28 protein-coding genes and 1 pseudogene are annotated in these 20,193 nt (G+C 73.6%); 15 read left to right on the top strand and 14 right to left on the bottom strand.

Features of this window, described 5'->3' with window-relative positions; genetic code table 11:
• Positions 1–476 (bottom strand): GntR family transcriptional regulator (locus E1283_RS38650; protein WP_425086153.1); only part of this gene is annotated, 476 nt, incomplete at its 3' end.
• Between the two features lie 28 nt (positions 477–504).
• On the opposite strand from E1283_RS38650, the gene E1283_RS10315 reads away from it, so the two are divergent.
• The 5 genes from E1283_RS10315 to E1283_RS10330 all read left to right on the top strand — a co-directional run bounded on the left by E1283_RS10315 (position 505) and on the right by E1283_RS10330 (position 3,784).
• Positions 505–1,323: a methyltransferase domain-containing protein gene (locus E1283_RS10315; RefSeq protein ID WP_132817649.1), complete on the top strand. Its 819-nt coding sequence runs from the start codon at positions 505–507 to the stop codon at positions 1,321–1,323.
• A gap of 74 nt (positions 1,324–1,397) precedes the next feature.
• A complete protein-coding gene (locus E1283_RS38655; RefSeq protein WP_243744736.1) occupies positions 1,398–1,652 on the top strand; it encodes a MerR family transcriptional regulator in 255 nt (84 codons plus the stop codon).
• A gap of 29 nt (positions 1,653–1,681) precedes the next feature.
• Positions 1,682–2,539: a transcriptional regulator gene (locus E1283_RS10320; RefSeq protein WP_243744737.1), complete on the top strand. Its 858-nt coding sequence runs from the start codon at positions 1,682–1,684 to the stop codon at positions 2,537–2,539.
• Between the two features lie 3 nt (positions 2,540–2,542).
• Positions 2,543–3,235 (top strand): hypothetical protein, encoded by a 693-nt coding sequence (locus E1283_RS10325; protein WP_243744738.1) that lies wholly within the window; start codon positions 2,543–2,545, stop codon positions 3,233–3,235.
• Positions 3,236–3,244: 9 nt separating this feature from the next.
• A complete protein-coding gene (locus E1283_RS10330) occupies positions 3,245–3,784 on the top strand; it encodes a MarR family winged helix-turn-helix transcriptional regulator (protein ID WP_132817650.1) in 540 nt (179 codons plus the stop codon).
• A 288-nt stretch (positions 3,785–4,072) separates the two neighbouring features.
• Here E1283_RS10330 and E1283_RS39835 read toward each other — a convergent pair.
• Positions 4,073–4,342: pseudogene (locus E1283_RS39835) on the bottom strand (helix-turn-helix domain-containing protein); the annotation flags it as partial.
• A gap of 235 nt (positions 4,343–4,577) precedes the next feature.
• Here E1283_RS39835 and E1283_RS10340 point away from each other — a divergent pair.
• Both E1283_RS10340 and E1283_RS10345 read left to right on the top strand, forming a co-directional pair.
• Positions 4,578–5,177 (top strand): short chain dehydrogenase, encoded by a 600-nt coding sequence (locus tag E1283_RS10340; protein ID WP_132817651.1) that lies wholly within the window; start codon positions 4,578–4,580, stop codon positions 5,175–5,177.
• A gap of 84 nt (positions 5,178–5,261) precedes the next feature.
• Positions 5,262–6,197 (top strand): phosphotransferase family protein, encoded by a 936-nt coding sequence (locus E1283_RS10345; RefSeq protein WP_132817652.1) that lies wholly within the window; start codon positions 5,262–5,264, stop codon positions 6,195–6,197.
• On the opposite strand, the gene E1283_RS10350 is transcribed toward E1283_RS10345, so the two are convergent.
• Complete coding sequence (locus E1283_RS10350) at positions 6,140–6,574, bottom strand: VOC family protein (protein WP_132817653.1); 435 nt, start codon at positions 6,572–6,574, stop codon at positions 6,140–6,142. The genes E1283_RS10345 and E1283_RS10350 overlap by 58 nt on opposite strands.
• Before the next feature lie 26 nt (positions 6,575–6,600).
• On the opposite strand from E1283_RS10350, the gene E1283_RS10355 reads away from it, so the two are divergent.
• Complete coding sequence (locus E1283_RS10355) at positions 6,601–7,299, top strand: helix-turn-helix transcriptional regulator (RefSeq protein WP_132817654.1); 699 nt, start codon at positions 6,601–6,603, stop codon at positions 7,297–7,299.
• Between the two features lie 3 nt (positions 7,300–7,302).
• On the opposite strand, the gene E1283_RS10360 is transcribed toward E1283_RS10355, so the two are convergent.
• From E1283_RS10360 to E1283_RS10370, 3 genes are all read right to left on the bottom strand, one after another.
• On the bottom strand, positions 7,303–7,716 hold the full coding sequence (locus E1283_RS10360) for a VOC family protein (protein WP_132817655.1): 414 nt from the start codon (positions 7,714–7,716) through the stop codon (positions 7,303–7,305).
• A gap of 256 nt (positions 7,717–7,972) precedes the next feature.
• Positions 7,973–8,647 carry a restriction endonuclease gene (locus tag E1283_RS10365; protein ID WP_243744739.1) on the bottom strand — a complete coding sequence of 225 codons (675 nt, stop codon included), beginning with the start codon at positions 8,645–8,647 and terminating at the stop codon, positions 7,973–7,975.
• 146 nt (positions 8,648–8,793) lie between these two features.
• The gene (locus tag E1283_RS10370; RefSeq protein WP_132817656.1) at positions 8,794–9,186 is read right to left on the bottom strand and encodes a cupin domain-containing protein; all 393 of its coding nucleotides are present in this window, start codon (positions 9,184–9,186) and stop codon (positions 8,794–8,796) included.
• Positions 9,187–9,331: 145 nt separating this feature from the next.
• Here E1283_RS10370 and E1283_RS10375 point away from each other — a divergent pair, with 145 nt between their 5' ends.
• Positions 9,332–9,748 carry a MarR family winged helix-turn-helix transcriptional regulator gene (locus E1283_RS10375; RefSeq protein ID WP_132817671.1) on the top strand — a complete coding sequence of 139 codons (417 nt, stop codon included), beginning with the start codon at positions 9,332–9,334 and terminating at the stop codon, positions 9,746–9,748.
• A gap of 3 nt (positions 9,749–9,751) precedes the next feature.
• Here the strand turns inward: E1283_RS10375 and E1283_RS10380 are convergent, their stop codons facing one another.
• From E1283_RS10380 to E1283_RS10390, 3 genes are all read right to left on the bottom strand, one after another.
• Positions 9,752–10,633, bottom strand: a complete 882-nt coding sequence (locus E1283_RS10380) for a GNAT family N-acetyltransferase (RefSeq protein WP_132817657.1) — start codon at positions 10,631–10,633, stop codon at positions 9,752–9,754.
• Positions 10,630–11,220 (bottom strand): DUF2269 domain-containing protein, encoded by a 591-nt coding sequence (locus E1283_RS10385; RefSeq protein WP_132817658.1) that lies wholly within the window; start codon positions 11,218–11,220, stop codon positions 10,630–10,632. The genes E1283_RS10380 and E1283_RS10385 overlap by 4 nt, the downstream gene beginning before the upstream one ends.
• 84 nt (positions 11,221–11,304) lie before the next feature.
• Positions 11,305–11,577 carry a hypothetical protein gene (locus tag E1283_RS10390; protein ID WP_132817659.1) on the bottom strand — a complete coding sequence of 91 codons (273 nt, stop codon included), beginning with the start codon at positions 11,575–11,577 and terminating at the stop codon, positions 11,305–11,307.
• 60 nt (positions 11,578–11,637) lie between these two features.
• Between E1283_RS10390 and E1283_RS10395 the strand changes: the two genes are divergently transcribed.
• The gene (locus E1283_RS10395) at positions 11,638–12,246 is read left to right on the top strand and encodes a TIGR03086 family metal-binding protein (RefSeq protein ID WP_132817660.1); all 609 of its coding nucleotides are present in this window, start codon (positions 11,638–11,640) and stop codon (positions 12,244–12,246) included.
• Positions 12,247–12,258: 12 nt separating this feature from the next.
• On the opposite strand, the gene E1283_RS10400 is transcribed toward E1283_RS10395, so the two are convergent.
• Both E1283_RS10400 and E1283_RS10405 read right to left on the bottom strand, forming a co-directional pair.
• A complete protein-coding gene (locus E1283_RS10400; protein ID WP_132817661.1) occupies positions 12,259–12,894 on the bottom strand; it encodes a hypothetical protein in 636 nt (211 codons plus the stop codon).
• A 148-nt stretch (positions 12,895–13,042) separates the two neighbouring features.
• The gene (locus E1283_RS10405) at positions 13,043–13,372 is read right to left on the bottom strand and encodes a hypothetical protein (RefSeq protein ID WP_132817662.1); all 330 of its coding nucleotides are present in this window, start codon (positions 13,370–13,372) and stop codon (positions 13,043–13,045) included.
• A 178-nt stretch (positions 13,373–13,550) separates the two neighbouring features.
• Here E1283_RS10405 and E1283_RS10410 point away from each other — a divergent pair, with 178 nt between their 5' ends.
• Positions 13,551–14,429: a BRO-N domain-containing protein gene (locus E1283_RS10410; protein WP_132817672.1), complete on the top strand. Its 879-nt coding sequence runs from the start codon at positions 13,551–13,553 to the stop codon at positions 14,427–14,429.
• Positions 14,430–14,522: 93 nt separating this feature from the next.
• On the opposite strand, the gene thiC is transcribed toward E1283_RS10410, so the two are convergent.
• Positions 14,523–16,163 carry a phosphomethylpyrimidine synthase ThiC gene (thiC, locus tag E1283_RS10415; RefSeq protein WP_132817663.1) on the bottom strand — a complete coding sequence of 547 codons (1,641 nt, stop codon included), beginning with the start codon at positions 16,161–16,163 and terminating at the stop codon, positions 14,523–14,525.
• A 192-nt stretch (positions 16,164–16,355) separates the two neighbouring features.
• Between thiC and E1283_RS10420 the strand changes: the two genes are divergently transcribed.
• Positions 16,356–17,738: a YibE/F family protein gene (locus E1283_RS10420; RefSeq protein WP_132817664.1), complete on the top strand. Its 1,383-nt coding sequence runs from the start codon at positions 16,356–16,358 to the stop codon at positions 17,736–17,738.
• Here the strand turns inward: E1283_RS10420 and E1283_RS10425 are convergent.
• Both E1283_RS10425 and E1283_RS10430 read right to left on the bottom strand, forming a co-directional pair.
• On the bottom strand, positions 17,704–17,916 hold the full coding sequence (locus E1283_RS10425) for a DUF5326 family protein (RefSeq protein WP_132817665.1): 213 nt from the start codon (positions 17,914–17,916) through the stop codon (positions 17,704–17,706). The genes E1283_RS10420 and E1283_RS10425 overlap by 35 nt on opposite strands.
• Positions 17,917–18,056: 140 nt before the next feature.
• Positions 18,057–18,377 (bottom strand): cupin domain-containing protein, encoded by a 321-nt coding sequence (locus E1283_RS10430; protein ID WP_132817666.1) that lies wholly within the window; start codon positions 18,375–18,377, stop codon positions 18,057–18,059.
• 48 nt (positions 18,378–18,425) lie between these two features.
• Here E1283_RS10430 and E1283_RS10435 point away from each other — a divergent pair, with 48 nt between their 5' ends.
• The 3 genes from E1283_RS10435 to E1283_RS10445 all read left to right on the top strand — a co-directional run.
• On the top strand, positions 18,426–18,800 hold the full coding sequence (locus tag E1283_RS10435; RefSeq protein ID WP_132817667.1) for a phage holin family protein: 375 nt from the start codon (positions 18,426–18,428) through the stop codon (positions 18,798–18,800).
• A gap of 58 nt (positions 18,801–18,858) precedes the next feature.
• Positions 18,859–19,341 carry a low molecular weight protein-tyrosine-phosphatase gene (locus tag E1283_RS10440; RefSeq protein ID WP_132817668.1) on the top strand — a complete coding sequence of 161 codons (483 nt, stop codon included), beginning with the start codon at positions 18,859–18,861 and terminating at the stop codon, positions 19,339–19,341.
• On the top strand, positions 19,338–20,193 hold an 856-nt coding region (locus E1283_RS10445), incomplete at its 3' end, for a fructosamine kinase family protein (RefSeq protein WP_132817669.1). The genes E1283_RS10440 and E1283_RS10445, both read left to right, overlap by 4 nt.

A 20,193-nucleotide genomic window follows, 5' to 3' on the forward strand; every position in this document is an offset into this window, starting at 1 on the left:
TGGTGCCGACGCCGCCGGGCGACCCGCGCGGCGGGGCCTTCACGGCGAGCCTGCTGCCGATGGCCGTCGCCGGCATCGCCACCGGCGCGCTGATCACCGTCACCAGGCTGCGCGGCCGCTGGGCGCTCCTCGGCGTGACCGTCTTCGACGAGCCGGCGGTACGCCTCGGTGACGACGCCGCGGGAGACGCCCAGTTCGCCGGCGAGCACCCGGGTGGCGGGCAGTCGGCTGCCCACCGGGAGCCGGCCGTCGGCGACGGCGCCCCTGAGCTGGCGGGCCAGCCAGTCGGCGCGCCCGCCGGGCGGCGCGGCGGTCACGTCGAGCTGGAGGAAGTCGGAGGCGCCGCCCGCCCCGGCCGGGGCCTCGTCCGCCGCCGCTCCGCCCTGCGTTCTGGCCTCCGCTTTGGTTGCCGTTTGGGTTGCCGCTTTGGTTGCCGCTTTGGTCCGATGGAGTCGATCGGCATTGGACCTGTTCACTGGTCCATAGTGGCAGCAGGGTGGGGGCATGGACTCGTTGATCGGCTATGTACACGGCTATTCGGAGCGCGAGGCGCGCAGGCTCGGGGACCAGGCGGACACGTTGTCCGAGCTGTTGCACGCCGACACGGCGTACCCGGCCGGCGCCACGGTGCTGGAGGCGGGCTGCGGGGTGGGGGCGCAGACCGTGCACCTGGTGGCCGGCAGCCCCGGCGTGCGGTGGGTGGCCGTGGACCGCTCGGCCGAGTCGCTGGCCGTGGCGCGGGCGCGGGTGACGGAGCGGGCGCCCGGCGCGGACGTGCGCTGGTACGAGGCCGACCTGTACGAACTGCCTTTCGCGGACGCGGAGTTCGACCACGTCTTCGTCTGCTTCGTGGTCGAGCACCTGTCCAATCCGGGGCGGGCGCTGGTCGAGCTGCGGCGGGTGCTGCGGCCCGGCGGGACGCTCACCCTGATCGAGGGCGACCACGGCGCGGCCTTCTTCCACCCCGACAGCGCCTACGCGCGGGCCGTGATCGACTGCCAGGCGCGGCTGCAGGCGGTGGCCGGCGGGAACGCGCTGGCCGGGCGGACGGTGGGGCCGCTGCTGCGGGACGCCGGGTTCGCCGAGGTGTCGGTGCGGGTGCGGACCGTCTACGTGGACGACAGCCGGCCCGAGCTGATGGTGGACTTCGTGCTCGACACCTTCACCGCGATGATCAGGGGGGCCCGCGAGCAGGCGATCGAGGCCGGCCTCATGACCCCGAGCGACTGGGACCGCGGCATCGCGGACCTGCGGCGCACGGCGGGCGAGGGCGGCGTGTTCCACTACGCGTTCTTCGAGGCGGTCGGTGTCCGCCCGTCCTGAGCGGCCGGAGCCGGGCCCCGCGTGGCGTGGCGCGGCTTGACCTTCAGGTCGGCCGAACGTCGAGACTCACCGGCATGGACCACGAGACGGACCCACCACACGAGATGAGCATCGGCGCCTTCGCGCGCCGGGTCGGCGTGGCGCCGAGCGCGCTGCGTTTCTACGACGACTGCGGGCTGCTGCGCCCGGACCGGGTGGACGCCGCCACCGGCTACCGCTACTACGCGCCGGAGCAGGAGGCGCGCGGGCTGCTGGTGCGGCGGCTGCGCGAGGCCGGGCTGCCGCTGGTGGACGCGGCCGTGGTGCATGGGGGCACCTCCCAGCGTTAGCTGGGGGAGGGTCGGCCGAGGAGGGCCGGGTGACGCTCCGCGCCCATCTGCGGCGCAGCTCCGAGCTGGCGGCGATGGCCAGGGCGGCCGCCGAGGAGATCCTGCTCGACCTGCCGGGCGCGGGGCGGCGGGCCACGGCCCGGTTGGGCGGCGCCGAACTGGCCAGCGCCGTCCGGCAGGTGGCGCCGGCGGCGGCGTCATGGGGGCACCTCCCGGCGTTGGCTGGGGGAGGTCCGGCGGCGCTCGGCGGGGTGCTGATCGAGCTGGTCGGCGGCGAGGTGCGGCTGGTGGCCACCGACCGCTACCGGCTGGCGCTGCGGGTGCTGCGCCCGCTGGCCCTGGACGGCGACCCCTGCCGGCTGGTGGTGACCGCGGACGGGCTGCGGGCCGCCGGGACCTGGGCGCTGCCGCTGCCCGAGGTCGAGGTGGTGGTGGACGACGCGGGCGCGCGACTGCGGGCGGGCGAGGGCGTGGTGCCGTTGCCGCTGCTCGACACGGCGAACCCGGACCACCAGGAGCACCCCCGCGCGCACGCGGACTATCCCGACTACCGGGGGATGCTCGCCGCGCTCGCCGCGCCGCGCGGCCGGGTCGTCGCCGACCGGCTGGCGCTGCGCGCCGCCGCGGCCGGCCCGCGCCCCGTGACCCTGCGGGTGCGGGAGGGAGCGATCACGGTCGACGGGACGGCGGTGGGCGGCGTCGTCTCGGGGGAGCCACCGTCGTCGGTGAGCTTCGACCCGGCGGTGCTGCTGCCGGCGTTGGACGCCAGCGTCGGCCCCGACGTGCTGCTCGAACTGGCGAGCGAGGCGGCCCCGGTGGTCGTCCGCTCGGCCGACCAGGGCAGCTTCACCACGCTCGTGATGCCCGTGCGCGTGAAGGAGGCCTGAGCGATGGACCCGCACAACGAGGTGGTCGGCCTGTGCGCGGCCGGCATGGCGGCGGAGGCCGCGGGGGAGCGGGCGCGGGCCCGCGAGCTGTTCGAACGGGCCTGGGCGGCGGCCGGCGACGACTACGAGCGCTGCGTCGCGGCGCACTACGTGGCCCGGCACCAGGACACCCCGGCCGCGACGCTGCGCTGGAACGAGGACTGCCTCCGGTACGCGGACGCGGTGGGGGACGACCGCGTCGCCGGCTTCCGCGCCTCGCTGCACCTCAACATCGCCCGGGCGCGCCGCGACCTCGGCGACCACGAGCCGGCCCGCGCGCACCTGGCGCTGGCCGCCGAGCACATCCCGGCCGTGCCCGAGGGGGAGTACCGGAACTGGCTCCGGCTGGCCGTCGCCGACGGCCGCCGGGCGGCCGCCGGGCCGGCGGCCGCCCGGCCACGCGGCGCTCGACGACCTGATCAGGGGCTGGTGCGAGCACGCCAGGCTGACCGCGCTGGCCCTGGTGCTGCCCGCCCGCCTCGGCGACCTCGGCACCCCCGAGGACGCCGAACGCCTCGTCACGACGCTGCGCATGGTGCACGCCACCGGCTGGTTGCCGGAGGCGGAACGGGCCGAGGTGGGGCGGGTGATCGCCGCGCTGACCGCGCCCGAGGACCACGGAACGGGCCGGGGCTGAGCCGTGGTGCCGCGCGCTAGGGTCGAGGCATGCGGACGGCGGACGACGAGCGTGACGGCAGCCTCCCCCAGACCCCGTCCGGGGGCGCGGAGCCGGCGCCTGAGCGGGCGTCGGAGCGGTCGTCGGAGCGGGCGCCCGAGCGGCTGCGGGCGAAGGCGAGCTGGCTGATCACCCACACCGCCACGCCCGCCGGTCGGCTGTCGGCGGAGGCGTTCGCCGCCATCGGCGCCCGCCGCTACCACTACGCGCTGCTCGCCGCCCTCGCCGAGTTCGGCCCGGCCAGCCAGGCGGCGCTCGGCCGTCGCTGCGGCATCGACCGCAGCGACGTCGTCGCCGCGCTCAACGAGCTGGTGGCCGCCGGCCAGGTGGTGCGCAGCCCCGACCCGGCGGACCGGCGGCGCAACGTGATCACCCTGACGCCGGCCGGCGAGGACCAGCTGACCCGCGCCGACAGGGTGCTGGCCAAGGCCCAGGACGCGCTGCTCGCGCCGCTCTCCGGGGCGGAGCGCGCCGAGCTGACCCGGCTGCTCACGCTGGTGCTCGACCACTGGACGGCCGAGCCGTCCTGACCCCCGGGCTCCCTCCGGTCGACCGCGCCGCACTCGTGAGCCCCGTGGGCCGCGTGAGCCGGGTGAGCCGGGTGAGCCGCGTGAGCGCGGCCGCCGACGTGCCGCCGGGCTCGGGGGCGTGGAGCGCGAGCCGCTGCCCGCCACCCTCCCCAGGGGTGAGCAGTTGCTGGGTGAGGACGAGCGGGCCCACCACGGGGTGCGGGTAGCGGCGAGCGCCGGGTCGTGCGGCCGCCGGCCGGCGAACGGCGCGTGGCCCGCCGCGTTCCAGGCCAGGGTGTCGAGGCACCGGCCGAGCACCAGGGCCGGGGTGGCGCCCAACGAGTCCAACGGTGTCCGCATCGCGGGGCGCACGGTCTCGGTGGGTGACCCCGTGGTGCCCGGCGGGTGGACGAGGGCGCGCAGGTGGCTCCGTTCCGCCGCGTCGAGCCGCAGCACCTCGGCGATCGCCGCGAGCACGGCGTCCGAGACGCGCGGCGCCCTGCCCTGTTCGAGGCGTGTGTAGTAGCCGGGGCTGACGCCGGCCGGTTGGGCCAGCTCCTCGCGGCGCGGCCCGGGCACCCTCCCTCAGACTTCGTTCGGGGGTGCCCCCATGCCAGCCGCGGTCCGGCAGCCCGGCGTTGGCGGGGCACAGCCGGGCGCGGCGCGAGCGCGGGAAGGGACCGAGGTCGGGGTGGGGCGCCATGCCGGCCGGTCGGCCCCGGACGTGCGGGCCGCGGGCCGAGCCTGTACCTGGCGGGGATACCCACGGCGGTGGGCTGGCCAGGTCCCGGCCCCGCAGGGCACGGTAGTGGACATGCGGACTCTGGTGATCGGTGCTACGGGCACCATCGGGCGGGCGGTGGCGGACGAGCTGGCGGCGGCCGGGCACGAGGTGGTGCGCGCCTCGCGCGGCGCGCCCCCCGGCGCGCGGGTGGACCTGGCGGATCCGGACTCGGTGGCGGCGCTGCTGGCCGGCGTCGGCCGGCTGGACGCGGTGGTGTGCTGCGCGGCCAGCGGGGCGCTCGTCAGGCTGGACGAGCACCCGGGCGACGACGCCGCGTTCCTCGCCGGGCTCGACGGCAAGCTGCTCGGCCAGGTGCGGCTGGCGCGGCAGGTCCTGCCGCGGCTGGCGGCCGACGGTTCCCTCACGCTGACCAGCGGAACCTTCGCCGAGCCGACGCTGGGCGCCTCGTTCGGCGCCCTGATCAACGCGGGGATCGAGGCGTTCGCCGCGGCCGTCGCCGTCGAACTGCCGCGCGGGCCGCGGATCAACGTGGTCAGCCCCGGCTGGGTCACCGAGACCCTGGTGTCGCTCGGCATGGACCCGTCGGCAGGCACCCCGGTGCGCGACGTGGCGCGGGCCTACGTGGCGGCCGTGACCGGCCGCGACCAGGGGCGGACGTTCCGGCCGTAGCGCAGGTCGCCGGCCGCTGGTCGCCGGTCGCCGGCCGTGAAAACGGCGGGCCGGCGCGGGGCACCGCCGCCTACACTCCCCGCCATGGTGACCCGGGAGACGAGGAACCGGCCGGGGGATCCGGCCGTCACCGCCGCCGCGCTGGCCGGGATCGCGCGGCGGCACGGCGTCGCGCCGGCGGACGTCCGGCCGGCCCCGCGCCAGGGCGTCGCGGCCGAGGTCCGGCTGCTCGGCGACGACCTGGTCCTCAAGGTCGCGCGCCCCGGCGACACCGGCTTCGCCGCGGACCTCCGCAAGGAGGCCGTGGTCATCCCGCACGCCGCGCGCCTCGGCGTGCGCACCCCCGAGGTCGTGGAGTTCGACGGCGCGGGCGGCGAGCTGGGCGCCCCCTACCTGGTGCTGCGCCGCGCGCCCGGCGTCGCGCCCCCCGACGACGAGCCGGGGCCCCTCGCCTACCGTGAGCTCGGCGAGCAGCTCGCGGTGCTGCACGCCGCGCCCCGGACGCCGCTCGCCGGCGTGCCCGAGGACCGGGCCGACGATCCGCGCCCCGGCGTCGAGGCGCTGGCGGCACGGGGCCACCTCGGTGTCGGCCTCGCGGGCTGGCTGCTCGGCTGGCTCGACGAGCTCGCCGCCGAGGCGCCGGCCGAGCCGCCGCTCGTCCTGCTGCACGGCGACGTGTCCGCCGGCAACCTGCTGGTCGACCCGGCGAGCGGCGCCCTGACCGCGCTGTTCGACTGGGGTGACGCGGCCTACGCCGACCCGGCCGTCGAGTTCGCCAAGGTGCCGCCGCGCGCCGTCCGTTCGGTACTCGCCGGCTACGCGCCGGACGAGGGCGCGGCGTGGTGGCCCAGGATTCTTCGGCACCACGTCTCCTGGGCCGTCGGCCGGCTGTCCGGCGCCCCCGAGCCCACGGCCACGCACTGGTCGGCCCAGCCGGCCAACCGGCTCCTCGAACTGCTCCGCTACTTCTCGACCGACGGTGCCGCCGACGGCTGGAGCAGGTCCCACCGGTTGCCGTAGCGGTCGACGAAGACCGCGACCCGGCCGTAGGGCGCGGTCCACGGCGGCTTCTCGATCGTCACGCCGGCGGCGGTGAACCGGGCCAGGTCGGCGTCGAAGTCGTCGGTGTAGAGGAAGAAGCCGACCCGGCCGCCGGTCTGGTCGCCGATCCGGCTCCGCTGGTGGTCGGTGACCGCCCTGGCCAGCAGCAGCCCCGTCTGGGCCTCCGGGCCGGGGGCGACGACCACCCAGCGCTTGCCGCCAGCGTTTCCGGACAGGGGTGCGTCGTCGGGCTGCGGGGTGTTCTCGCGCAGCTCGAAGCCGAGCGCGCCGGTGTAGTACGCGATCGCCTCGTCGTAGTCGGGGACGACGAGGGCGAGCAGTCCAAGGTGCCTCATCGTGGCAGCATGCCATCCTGGTGCGCATGGCTGACGGCGGGTACCGCGAACGGCCGGCGCGCCACGCCGGCCTGGCCGGCGGCGTGGTGTGGGACGTCACGGCGCCGACCGACCGCGTCGGCCGGGTGCTGCCGGACGGCTGCATGGACCTGATCTGGGACGGCGCGCGGCTGCTGGTGGCCGGCCCCGACACCCGCGCCCACCTGGTGACGAGCCCGGCCGGCGCGCGGTACACCGGGTTGCGGTTCGCGCCGGGCGTCGGGCCGCTGGTGTACGGGCTGCCGGCGAACGAGCTGACCGACCTGCGGGTCGGCCTCGACGAGCTGTGGCCGGCGCGTTTCGTCCGGCGGCTCACCGAGCGGGTGGCGGGCGCCGACAGTGCCGGTGTCGCGCTGGAGGAACTGGCGGCCGCCCGGCTTTCGGCGGCGCCCGAGCCCTGGCGGGCCAGGGCGGTGGCGGCGCTCGCCGCCGGCCGCGGGGTGGCGGAGACCGCGGGCGAGCTCGGGCTCAGTGAGCGGCAGCTGCGCCGCCGGGGCCTGGCCGCCTTCGGCTACGGCCCCAAGACCCTGGCCCGGGTGCTGCGGCTGCAACGCGCCCTGCGGCTGACCGACGCCGGCACGCCGCCGGCCACGGCGGCGTTCCTGGCCGGCTACGCCGACCAGGCCCATCTGGCCCGCGAGGTCCGGGAGTTGACGGGCGTGTCGTTGACCCGCCTCAGACCGTGAGGGTCACTGGTCCAGGGGGGCGAAGAGGTCGACGCCGTTGCCGTCCGGGTCCTTGACGACCGCGTAGCGCTGGCCCCAGAAGGCGTCCCACGGCGCCTTCTCGCCCACGTGGCCGGCGGCGGTGAGCTCGGCGTAGAGGGTGTCCACGTCGGCCGCGTCCGCGCAGCGGAAGGCGATCCCGATCCGTTGGGCTCCGGACACCGGCGCCCAGTCGGGCATGAACGACCTGATCGTCTCGACGGTGTCCCAGGCGAACCGCAGGCCGCCGGGGAGCGTGGCCTCCACGTGCGGCTGGTTCTCCGCGCCCTCGGCAACGTCGATGCCGAGGCGCCGGTAGAAGGCGAGCGAGGCCGCGAGGTCGTCGGTGACGATGCTGATGAGGTCGAGGCGGGGTGTCCGTGGTGTCCGTGCTGTCATGCGGGCGACGCTAGACGGGTGGACGTGGGCCGTCTTGAAGGAATCGGCCGCCGCTGCTGGGACGTCTCCCGTTCGGCCGCCGCCGATCGGTTGAACCCGCCGCCTGTGGATAACTCAGAATCTGTGGATAACTCGGGTGACAGGCCGAGCACCCTGTGGATAACCCGCGTCGGGGCACCTTCCCGCTACACTGCGGCACGGCCCGAAGCCGCAACTGCTGTTTGCGACTTCGGGCCGACTCATGGTGCCCGCCGGATCACCCCAGGTCGGGCCGCCAGCCGCGGCCGAGCCGCGATCGTCGCAGGTCATCCCGGATTTCGTGCAGTCGCTGCCGGTGCTCACCCGACGTCTCGACGAGGTGGTTGAGCAGCGGCGTGACCGCGGTCGCGATCACCTGTCTGACCGACTCCTCGGCGACGGCGACCATCCGCTCGTCAACCACGCGTTCCACGTATCGCTCGAGCTCGTGAAGGGCCCGCAGTGGAAAGTTATCCACAGGCTCGCCGCCCGCCGGGACCCGGGCCACCGCCTCGGTGTCGAGGAGATAGGACCGCACCTGACGTGCGACGACGCTGTCCCGCAGCAGCATCCCGACGTTGAGCACGGCCCGCCGGGGGTAGAGGGTGAGGCTCCGCCTCGGCTGCGGCAGCCCCGGATTGGGGGACAAGTTGTCCCTCTTGAATCGCTGGAGCTCAAGGCCCTCCAACACCCGGAGGCCGCTCTCGACGAGCTCACCGCGGTGTCGGATGACGACCTTCTTGACGGCCTCCCGGTCGACCTCGTAGAACTCGGCGACCATCCGTGTCGTCACGTGCAGCCCGTCCGGCAGCAGCCGCAGCGTCTTCACCTTGTCGAGCACGTCCACCCGATCCAGCACCCGGCCTCGCAGTTCGCGCGACGCGAGCAGGTCGCTCTCGTGGGCGTTCATCATCGTTTCCCTTCCTGGCCCCTGCGGGGCCTGACGGACGGCGCGGTGTCCCTACGCCATCCGGGTTAACGATGTCGATCCTGCGAAGATGCGGGCGAACGCCGCCCATCCGTCCGAAACGGGGCAAGTCGCTTACGGGCGGCGGCGGTTCACTCCGTCCAGGGGATGGTCCGCGCCTCGCCGGTCTCCGGGAGGGTGGCCCGGCCGCCGTGCCGCATGCAGACCAGGGCCTCGACCGGCTCGGTGCCGGCCGAGATCCGCCGGACCTCGCCGGCCGGCAGGACCGCGGCCTGTCCTGGCCCGACGAGCGCCGGCTCGGCGCCCGAGGCGCCCGCGTCGCCCGAGGCGACGGCGAGGGTGCCGCTGAGCGGCACCCACACCTGCTCCCGGTCCACCGAGTGCGCCGGGCCCTGGGTGCCGGGTGCCATCCGCACCGTCCACGTGCTGAGCTCGCGGGAGCCCCGGCTCGGCGTGGCCAGCCTGGTCATCTCGGCGTTCGGGGTGGTGATGACGTCGTGCTCGTTCGGGGTGTTCACCCGCATGGTTCGCTCCTACGGCGGTTCGGTGATCCGGGTCCGTGATCCAGTGATCCGTGAGTAAAGCAGCTTTACTCATCCGTGTCACCATGGACCCGTGCCAGAGCCAGAACCGCCGCCGCCCCAGCCCGAGCTGACCTTCCTCCTCGGCATGGGATTCCAGCTGCTCCTCGCCGAGTTCGACGCCCGCGTCGCCGAGCGGGGTTACGGCGACCTCCGGCCCATCCACGGCCTCGCCTTCCAGGCGTTGCGCCCCGCCGGGGCGACCAGCAGCGAGCTCGCGGCGCGGCTCGGCGTCACCAAGCAGGCCGCCGGGCAGATCGTGGACGACCTGGAGCGGCGCGGCTATGTGCGGCGCGAGCCGCATCCGGCCGGTGGGCGGCGCCGCCTCGTGGTGCTCACCGAGGCCGCCCACCGCCATCTCGCCGTCGCCGGACGGGTGTTGCACGCCCTGGAGGCGGAGCTCGGCGATCGTCTCGACGTGTCCGAGCTGCGCGCCGATCTCGAACGGCTGGTGGGGGTGTTGGCGGACGGCCGCCCGCTGCCGCCGCTGCGGCCGGTGTGGTGAAGGTCAGCCGAGGGCGACCGAGTAGGGCGCGAAGCGGCGGGTGATGTCGCCCGGGATGTCGGGGGCGCCGCGCACCATCAGCGTGGTGTCGTGGCCGTCGCCGAGACCGTTGGCCCGCAGCCAGGCGCCGAGCTCCCGATGGCGGGCGTCCACGTCGTAGCGGACGGCGCGGGGCGCCTCGGCGCCGAGGCGGGCGATCAGGGCCTGCGCGGTGGCGGTGTCGTCGGCGACGACCGGGCCGATGACGATGCTGGACGGGTTGGGCCAGGCGGCGGCGAAGCCGGCGAGCCGGCCGGTGCCGGCCTCCTCGGCGACCAGGAACCGGTCGGCGAAGGCCGGCAGCCGGGTCAGCAGCCCGGTGCGGTCGGCGCCGAAGACCGGGCGGTCGTAGGCCAGCACGGCCGGCAGGTCGGCGGCGGTGGCCGGCCGCACGGCCGACGCCGCTCCGGCCGGCGGCGGCACCGCGCCGGTGAAGGTGCCGCGGATGGTGGTGAGGCCGCCGACCGCCTTGAAGCCCAGTTGCTCGTAGAGCGGACGCCCCTGGTCCGTCGCGGAGAGGAACGCGGTGGCCGGGCCGCACTCGGCCAGGACGTGCCGCATCAGGTGGCGGGCGATGCCGCGGCGGGCGTACCGCTCGGCGACCAGCACCATGCTCAGGCAGCGGTGGTCGTCCCCGTAGGAGGTGACGACGACGGTGGCGATCAGCCCGCCCACCCCGTCGCCGGCGGGGGCGTCGATGCCGTAGCCCTGGCCGGCGGTGAGCAGCAGCCGCCACTTGTGCTCCTCACGCGTCCAGTCCCGGCTGTCCGCCAGGTCCAGGCAGGCCGTCAGGTCGGCGAGGCCGAGGCGGTGGACGGGCAGGTCGGTTGCGGAGAGCGGCGTCACCGCCCCACAGTGGCCGATGCCCGCGCCCCGACGCGAGCGGTTTTCCCGGTCCTCCCGGTCCTCGTGGTCCTCGTGGCGGCCTTCCCGCGTCGCGCGGCCAGCGCCACCCGCCCGCGCCGGGTGGGTCCCCACGGCTTGAGCACGGAGATCGCGGTCATGAACAGGTAGAGGCTGAGCGAGACGACGGGGGGCGCGACGAGCGCCGCCGGGTCGGACACCGCCCGTCCGGCCGCGACCTCGGCGGCCGCGTCGGCGATCCCGGCCCGGAACAGGAACAGCGAGGCGAGGCCGGCGCCCAGCGTGAGCCAGAACTTGGCGTACACCCAGCGGTAGCGGGCCAGCCCCCACGGCGTACCGAGGGAGAGGACCAGGCCGGACGCGAAGGTCGTCAGGGCGAGCGGCGCGATCAGCCAGTCGCCGAAGATGTTCATGGCGCGGTAGGCGGCCTCGGCCGTGGCGGCCGAGCCGGTGGTGGCGCCGGCTATGCCGAGCACCAGCAGGCAGAGGGTCAGGCCGAGCCAGCCGACGGACACGACGACGTGCCCGACGAGGAGGGCCCGGCGGACCGGACGACGCAGCTCTCTCATGCCGCCACCGTCCCGCGCCGCCCCCGCCCGCGTCGTCTGACGGCGGAAGCATCCGCGACTACTCCCGGTTGAGTACGCGCGGGGTCAGGCGCCGGCGAAGGGGTCGCCGGCCACCCCGGCGAGCCTGACCAGCCCGGGCCCCTCGCCCGCGAAGTCGTCGACCAGCACCCACAGCGTGTACGTCGTGCCGCGGTCGGCCGCGCGCCCGGTCGCCCACGCCAGGACCTCGTCGACGTCGGCGTCCACCACCTCGTACGCGTCGGCCGCGACGGCCGTCACGTCCCAGAACGAGACCCGGTAGCGCGTCTCGTCCCGCTCCCAACTCGTGTCCCTCGGATCGACGCCGCGTATCAGCATGGCGTCAGCCTAGGCTCCCCGCCGCCGATGAGTTCCGGGCCCGCTCGCGGTCAACAGTGCATGACCACCCACGACATCCCCCTCGACCTCGGCCCGGCCGCGCGCGGCGTGGCCGGGCTGCTGGACGGCGTCGGCGACGAGCGCTTCGCCGCCGCCACGCCCTGCCCCGACTACCGCGTCGAGGACCTGCTGCGCCACCTGCTCGGCCTGACGCTGGCGTTCCGGGCCGCCGCCCGCAAGGAGTTCGGGCCGCTCACCGACCTCAGCCCCACCGACCCGGCCGCGCCGGTCCTCTCCCTCGACGGCGACTGGCGTGGCCGGTTGCGCGGCCAGCTCGACGAGTTGGCCGCGGCCTGGGGTGAGCCGGCGGCCTGGGCGGGCGAGACGCGGGCCGGCGGCGTGACCCTGCCGGCCGCGGTACTCGGCCGGGTCGCGCTCAACGAACTGCTGCTGCACGGTTGGGACCTGGCCCGCGCGACCGGCCAGCCCTACCCGGCCGACGAGGCCAGCGCGCGGGCCGCCATCGCGCTGCTCTCCGCCCAGACCGAGGACGCGGCCCGCGAGGGCACCGGCTTCGGCCCGGTCGTCCCGGTGCCGGACGACGCCTCGTCCCTCGACCGCGCCATCGGCCTCGGCGGCCGCGACCCCTCCTGGACACCGCCGGCCTGACGCGCTGCGGGGCTAACGTCGCCGGTGTGCGCACGGCGTGGCCGAGGTAGTCGAGGACGTTGTGCGGCCACAGCGGAGCGATGGTGATGTCGGGCAGGGGATCGACCCCCGCGAAGACCTGGGCCAGTCGGTCGCGGGGGGGGGTGCCACGAAGTCGCCGACATCGGCGACGTTGACCCAGCGTGCCACTCCCGGCGGTCTCGTGCCCCTGCCGTCCACCGGGGGTGGCTGGAGTCGGTGGAAGATCGCGGTGGGGAGCGCGAGTGGCGAACCGAGGGTGAGGAAGAGGTCGACCTCCAGCTCGGGGAGGCGGTGCAGGGCCTCGTACGTGACGACGCTGCCGAGCGAGTGCGCGATGACGACCTGCGGGCGGTGATGCTTCAGCGCCCGCACCACCCGGTCCTGCACGGCCTCACGCGCGGGCGTCCCGAAGTACCGCGTGACTTCGGGGAAGAACAGCCGCACACTGCGTTCGACGACCGCGGGGGTGGACTGGGTCCGTTGGGCGACCTGCCCACAGAGCCAGCGCAGCCAGCCGGTCGCCCGTCCCTGTGCCCCACTGGCGTCGACTCGCCAGACCGCCGCCCACTGCGCGATGAACTCAGCCTCTGTGTCGGTGAGTTCGTCACCCTGCCGCTGCCCGCGCAACAGGTCCGCATAGTACGCCGCATGCAGGTCAAGGCTGGCGCCCGGCCCTAGCGTCGCCTGCCACGCCGCCTGTATCCGCGTGCCGCCGTCTCGGGACTCGTGTCGGCAGCCCTGTAGTTCCGCACCCCGTGCACCCCCAGCGCGCACGTCAGGCCGGCACCTCGAACACGGCGAGCGTTCCGTTGACCACGACCGCCAGTCGATCCTGGCCGCTGAACTCGAACGTGTCCGCCCAGGCTGGCAACGCGATCCGGCCTTGCGGGAGGAGGCTTCCAGTGTCCCAATTCTTGATCGCCCACACCTCATCCCCTTTGTTCTCCTGGACGAGTATGGCGATCAGCGCGCCGTCGGGGGACAGGCAGAATCGTCTCTCTGGGCCCCAGAAAGGCGGTCGCCAGCGATGAAACCTGACGGAGACGTCATTGGTGGCCAGGCAGCCGATCGCCGGCGGCTCGGCTAGAGGACGGATCAGATGCACCGTGCCGGCCTCGCTGGAGACGGCCAGGACCTCCCCGTTGGGAGATCTCCTGCCCACTGTCCGGGTCGAGCAGCCGCACTACACCGAGGTCGTCGGCGACAGCCACCAACCGGCGAGCGGCGGAGAAGGCCACGCAACGTGCGTCCAGCAACAGACGCTCCGCTCTCGGCGATTGACGATGCCGGACGGGACACACTGGTTCCCCGCCGCCGACCTCTGCCGGAACCTCGGCTACTCACACACGGGTTCCGCTCTCCGCGCCATCGCCGACGCGTCCAACTACGAAGCACTCGAGACTGTGCTTCAGAGGCACACTCTCGGCATTCCCGCAGGTCGGGAATGGCGGCGAGACATGAAGCTCGTGAATCTCCAGGGACTCGTCCGACTGGTCAACGCGTGCACGAAGCCCGAGGCCGAGCCGTTCAAGGCATGGGCGTCCAAGGTGCTCGTGGCCGTCCAGCGCGACGGCTCCTACGCTCTGACGAAGGCCGAGGTTCAGCCCACCGGGCCTGGCGCCCCGGTCGCGTACGCGATGCCCCAGCAGGTGGCCGACGCCATCGTGCGGCTGGAGGAGCAGAACATCCGCAATGACGAACGCCTGGCGGCCGCGCAGGAGGATGCCAACAAGGCGCGGTGGGAGGGAGTCGAAGTGCTGAAGGCCGTCGCGGACGCGCAGCAGAAGTCGGTCATCGCCATGCAGGAGGTCGTGCTCGAAACCATGCGCTCCATGGCGCGTGTGGCCGAGTCGCTCGATGCTCTGGCGGCACACCGATCGCCTCCGGGCCCTCCGGCGGAGACGTTGACCGCCGACACGTTGCTCGCTGCCTGGCGGGCGCGGCTGACCATCACGGACGATGTGTGGGCCGTCGCCGTCCTGCTCGCGCCCGCGCTGGCTGAGCGCGGTGAAGTCTGGTACTCGGCCGAACACATCGCTGCCCGCACGGGACTTACCACCGCCCGTGTGCACGACAGCCTCCGCTTCCTCCTCAAGCGCCAGTGCATCCGTCAGGTCGCCAGCCTTCACAACACTCCCGGCTACGGACCGCACCGCGCCTGACACCAGGAGGCATGCGGGAAACCGGGCCCGCCATCGCAAGGAATGGTTGCGATGGCGGACCCGATTCGCGCCGCAGAGTAGTGGAGGCTGAGGTCAGTCGGCCAGCGGGAGGTAGACGCGGTTGCCGGACTCCGCGAACTCCTTCGACTTGGTGGCCATGCCGGCCTCGATGGCGTCGTCCGTCAGGCCGAGTTGGTCGCCGTAGTCGTTCCTGATCTCCTGGCTGATCTTCATCGAGCAGAACTTCGGGCCGCACATGGAGCAGAAGTGGGCCGTCTTGGCCGGCTCCGCCGGCAGGGTCTCGTCGTGGAAGGAGCGGGCCGTGTCCGGGTCGAGGGCCAGGTTGAACTGGTCCTCCCAGCGGAACTCGAAGCGCGCGTCGGAGAGCGCGTCGTCCCAGGCCTGGGCGCCCGGGTGGCCCTTGGCCAGGTCGGCGGCGTGCGCGGCGATCTTGTAGGTGATGACGCCGGTCTTGACGTCGTCGCGGTTGGGCAGGCCGAGGTGCTCCTTCGGCGTGACGTAGCAGAGCATCGCCGTGCCCCACCAGGCGATCATCGCGGCGCCGATGCCCGAGGTGATGTGGTCGTAGGCGGGCGCGACGTCGGTGGTGAGCGGGCCCAGGGTGTAGAAGGGGGCGCCGTCGCAGATCTCCTGCTGGAGGTCGATGTTCTCCTTGATCTTGTGCATCGGGACGTGGCCCGGGCCCTCGATCATGGTCTGCACGTCGTGTTGGCGCGCGATCCGGTTGAGCTCGCCGAGGGTGCGGAGTTCGGCGAACTGCGCCTCGTCGTTGGCGTCCGCGATGGATCCGGGGCGGAGGCCGTCGCCGAGCGAGAAGGTGATGTCGTAGGCGCGCAGGATCTCGCAGAGCTCGGCGAAGTGCGTGTAGAGGAAGCTCTCCCGGTGGTGTGCCAGGCACCAGGCCGCCATGATCGAGCCGCCGCGGGAGACGATGCCGGTCTTGCGGCGCGCCGTCAGCGGGACGTAGCGGAGCAGCACGCCGGCGTGCACCGTCATGTAGTCGACGCCCTGCTCGGCCTGTTCGATCACCGTGTCGCGGTAGCTCTCCCAGGTGAGCTCCTCGGCCCGGCCGCCCACCTTCTCCAACGCCTGGTAGATGGGCACCGTGCCCACCGGCACCGGCGAGTTGCGGAGGATCCACTCGCGGGTGGTGTGGATGTCGCGGCCGGTGGAGAGGTCCATGATGGTGTCCGCGCCCCACCGGGTGGCCCAGGTCATCTTCTCCACCTCCTCGTCGATGGACGAGGTGACGGCCGAGTTGCCGATGTTCGCGTTGACCTTCACCAGGAAGTTCCGGCCGATGATCATCGGTTCGGACTCCGGGTGGTTGACGTTCACCGGCAGCACGGCGCGGCCGGCGGTGATCTCGTCGCGGACGAACTCGGGGTCGCGGTTCTCCCGGATGGCGACGAACTCCATCTCGGGGGTGATCTCCCCGCGCCTGGCGTACGCGAGTTGTGTGACGGCGCCCGTGCCGTCGGCACGGCGCTCGGCGATCCACGCGCGCCGCAGCGGCGGCAGGCCGCGGCGGACGTCGGTGGCGATGTCGGGGTCGGTGTACGGCCCCGAGGTGTCGTAGAGGGTCACGGAGTTGCCGTCGGTGAGGTGCACCCTCCGCACCGGCACCCGCAGATCGGGGCGCGAGCCGGTGACGTGTCCCTTGTGCGAACCGATGACGGGCGCGCTGGACGTGCCCGTTTCCTGCTTGGTCATCAGACCCACTCCCTACGCCGGCATTACCCGGTAACAGGTTCGGCGGTCGGCGCAGCGGCAGCGCCCTCTCAGCCCCGTGCTCGGAGCTCCCGCGATCTATCGAGCGGTACCGTGGTGAGGCGGTACGGCCCTTCCACGCTAACCGCATGACGCGCGTGCTGAACAGGGGGCCGGGCATCCTCCGGGCAGCCGATGGGCTTCTTAGGCGATGATCGGCGGGTGACCGCACCTACTTCACCCCACGAAGGCCACCACGGCCACACGCATCAGCACGGCCCGCCGGCCCCCGTCTCGGCGCACCTCCGCCGCGTCATCGCGGCCGTGTTGATCCCGTTCGCGGCGCTGATGACCGCCGGCCTGGTCCTGCTGTGGCCGGGCGGCGCGCCCGAGCACGAGGACCACACCGGCGTCGGCTTCGACCAGCAGTTGGAGCAGGCGCGGGTGACGGAGATCGTCGAGTCGCCGTGCGAGGACCTGGGGGTCCAGCTGCCGACCAACATCGAGGGTGAGTGCGCCGAGGCCACGGTGGAGGTGACCTCGGGCCAGGACACCGGCCGGGAGTTCACCGAGGTGGTGACGCCGGACGCGTCGCAGCAGTACCACGTCGGGCAGGAGGTGATCGTCGCCTACGCGCCGGACGCGCCCGCGGAGTTGCAGTACAGCATCACGGACGTGGACCGGCAGGTGCCGATGCTGCTGCTCGGCGGGATCTTCGCGGTGGTGGTGGTGCTGGTGGGGCGGCTGCGGGGGCTGCTGGCGCTGGTGGGGCTCGCGGTGAGCTTCGCCGTGCTGACGCTGTTCATCCTGCCGGCCATACTCAGCGGCTCGAACCCGTTGCTGGTGGCGGTCATCGGCGGCAGTGTGATCATGCTCACCGCGCTGTACCTGTGTCACGGGGTGAACGCGCGGACCTCGGTCGCGGTGCTCGGCACGCTGGTGTCGCTGCTGCTGATCGGGCTGCTCGGCTCGGTGTTCATCGAGTGGGCGCACCTGAGCGGCAACACCGACGACCAGACGGGCCTGGTGCACAGCCTCTACCCGGACATCGAGATCCAGGGCCTGCTGCTGGCCGGCATCCTGATCGGCTCGCTCGGCGTGCTGGACGACGTGACCGTGACCCAGACGTCCGCCGTCTGGGAGCTCAAGCGGGCCGAGCCGGACGCGAGTTGGCTGAAGCTCTACCGCTCGGCGATGCGGATCGGCCGGGACCACATCGCGTCGGTCGTGAACACCCTGGTGCTGGCCTACGCGGGCGCGGCGCTGCCGCTGATGCTGCTGTTCACGATCGCGCGGGCGAGCGTGAGCACGGTGGCGTTCAGCGAGCTGGTCTCCGAGGAGATCGTGCGGACGCTGGTGGGGTCGATCGGCCTGGTGGCCTCGGTGCCGGTGACGACGCTGCTGGCGGCGCTCGTGGTGAGCGCCGACCGCCCGGCGCCCGGCACGGCGGCGATTCCGGCGCCGGCGGGCGCGCCCGCCGGGAACGTCGGGAACGTCGGGAACGTCGGGAACGTCGGGGAGGCCGTGGCGGCGGTGCCGGCGGCTACCAACCGCCACCGGAGGAGGAAGAAGAGGTGAACTTCCGCACCACGAAGATCAACACGGCCACCAACGCGGCGAAGATCAGGACGCGGAAGGCGAGCCCGAGCACCCAGGTGATCAACGTGATGAGCAGGCTGCCGAAGACGACCAGCGCGAGGGTGGGGATGGCGATCCAACGCACCCACCACGGCAGTGTCATAAAGGCGGCTTTCATTGCCCCGGCTCCTTCATCGATTCTCCGACGTTCTCGATGCTAAGGGCGTCGGGCGGGGTGTGGGAGGCCCGATCGCCCCGGTCCTCCCCTGACCGTCCCCTGACTCCGACCCTGAGGCCGGCCTCGTTCCGTGCTGCCGGTCAGCTCCCCTCGGGGGGCGTGAAGACCACCATCACGCGCAGGTCCTCGGTGATGTGGTGGAAGCGGGCCGGGGTGCCGGCCGGCACGTAGACCACGCTACCGCGCCCCACGGTCGTCGTCTCGTCGCCGACGGTGACCGACGAGCGGCCGCTGACCACGAAGTTGACGACGTCCTGCCGCTGTGGCCGCTGGGTGTCCTGCTGGCCGGCGTCGAGCGCGTACAGCCCGACCGATATGTTCCGCTCGTTGAGGAACCGCAGGTAGGCGCCGTTGTTCGCGAGCCGTTCCGCCTCCAGCCGATCAAGCCGGAACTCCTTCATCGACTCATTTCCTTTGCGCTCCAGGTGCCATCTGCAACGATCCTCTGTATGACAAGCATTTTGTTCAGGTTCATAGCCAACGCCGTCGCCCTGGCCGCCGCCGTCTGGCTGGTCGGTGACATCACCCTCGGCGAGGACGACGCCAGCACGGGCAGCAGGACCGTCACGCTGCTCGTCGTCGCGCTGATCTTCGGTGTGGTCAACCTGATCGTCAAGCCCATCGTGAAGTTGTTCGCCCTCCCCCTGCTGATCGTCACGCTCGGCCTGTTCACGCTGGTGATCAACGCCTTTATGCTGCTCCTGACCGGCTGGATCGCCGGCGAGGACCGCTTCGAGGTCGACGGGTTCATGGCCGCGGTGCTGGGCGGCCTGATCATCTCCATCGTGTCCTGGGCGGTCAACCTCGTCCTCGACCGGGACTGACGGCACCCAACGGCACCCAACGGCACTCAACGGCACTGACGGAACTGACGGGAACCTCATGGCCTTCCGGATCTGCGTGGTCTGCTCGGGCAACATCTGCCGCTCACCCATGGCCGAAACCGTCCTGCGGGCGCGCCTCGCGGAGCAGGGGCTGGCCGAGGAGTTCACCGTCGACAGCGCCGGCACCGGTGGCTGGCACGTCGGCGAACCGGCCGACCCGCGCGCCGTCGCGGCGCTGGCCGCCGCCGGCTACCGGGTCGGCGCCCACGACCACGCCGCGCGGCGGTTCGCACGCGACTGGTTCGACCGCTACGACCTGGTCGTCGCCATGGACCGCGGCCACGAGCGCGAGCTGCGCCGGCTGGCCCCGACCGCGCGGGACGCGGCCAAGGTGGTGCTGCTCCGCGACCACGACCCCGACGCGGACGACCAGGACGTGCCGGACCCGTACTACGGGGACGACGAGGGCTTCCACGCCTGCCTGCGGATCATCGAGTCGGGCGTGGACGGCATGCTCGGCGTTGTGGTGACGCGGTCATGACGGCGACGGTTTCGGTGGCGGAGCGGGTCTCCGGGCTGCTCGACGGGGCCGGCGGAGTCGCGCACCGGCTCGGCGGCGGCGACATCTGCGACGGCTACCGGGTGGAACTGTCCGGTGGGCCCGACGGCGACGTCTTCGCGAAGACCCTTGCCGGCGCGCCGGCGGACTTCTTCGAGGCCGAGGCCGCCGGGCTCGCCCTGCTGCGGTCCACCGGGGCGGTCGCGGTACCCGAGGTGCTGGCCGTCGAGCCCGACGTGCTGGTGCTCGACTGGGTGCCGACGGCCGCGCCCAGCGCGGCCGAGGCGGAGCGGCTCGGCCGCGACCTCGCGGCGCTCCACGACACGGCGGCGCCGCACTACGGTACGGCCGGCCCGCTCTACCTCGGCCCGGTGCCGCTGACCACCCCCGACCCGCCGGTCACCGACCCGGCCGGCTGGCCGGCCTTCCACGCGGAACACCGGCTGCTGCCGCTGCTGCGGCGGGCCGTCGACGGCGGCGGCATCGGCGAGCGGGACGCGCGCGACGTGGAACGCCTCTGCGACCGGATCGACGACGTGGCCGGCCCGCCCCAGCCGCCGGCCGTCATCCACGGCGACCTGTGGTCCGGCAACATCCTGTGGACCGGCGACCGGCCCCGCCTGATCGACCCGGCCGCGCAGGGGGGACACCCGGAGGCCGACCTCGCCTTCCTGGAGAACTTCGGCTGCCCGCACTGGGAGCGGGTGCTGGGCGCCTACGAGGACGTGCGGCCGCTGCCGGGGCGGCGCGAGCGGGCGTCGTTGCACGTGCTGCACCATGTGCTGCTGCACGCGGCGTTGTTCGGTGGGGCGTACGGGGCGGAATGCGGGGGGC

Origin of the sequence: Streptomyces hainanensis (genome assembly GCF_004348415.1) — a bacterium.
Taxonomy (GTDB): Bacteria; Actinomycetota; Actinomycetes; order Streptomycetales; family Streptomycetaceae; genus Streptomyces; species Streptomyces hainanensis.